The 407-nt window shown below is 34.6% G+C and carries 1 protein-coding gene; it reads left to right on the plus strand.

The genetic code is table 11. The features are described 5' to 3' along the window. Window positions 1-175: 175 nt before the first annotated feature. Window positions 176-407, plus strand: a 232-nt coding sequence (locus AB671_RS21825; RefSeq protein WP_185116249.1) for a transposase, incomplete at its 3' end; no start/stop codon positions are given.

The following is a 407-nucleotide window of genomic DNA, read 5'->3' on the forward strand; positions in this document are numbered from 1 at the left end:
TTTTTTGTAGCTTCTTTCAAAGCGAGATAAACAGACTTTAAAACTGCATCATCAGTCGGAAAAGACATTTTATTTTTCGTGTACTTTCCCCTCGCTGCCGCACGAATCCCTTCGTGTGGCTTTTTATTTTACAAACTCTCTCTCAAAAGTTTTATCTTTATAAAAACATACAATGATGAGTAGAAACTATAAGTTTCACAACCCCGAAGGATTATACTTCATAAGTTTTGCTGTCGTAGGTTGGCTTGATGTATTTATCCGAAGTGAATACAAAGAAATTCTTTTAGAAAGTTTAAGGTTTTGTCAGAAGAATAAAGGTTTAGAAATACATGCATGGTGCATTATGTCAAGCCATGTACATTTGGTTTTTCGAAGTATCGATGGTCAGAAACCAGAACTTCTGATTG

The organism is Chryseobacterium sp. BGARF1 (assembly GCF_001677955.1).
In the GTDB taxonomy this organism is placed as follows: Bacteria; Bacteroidota; Bacteroidia; order Flavobacteriales; family Weeksellaceae; genus Chryseobacterium.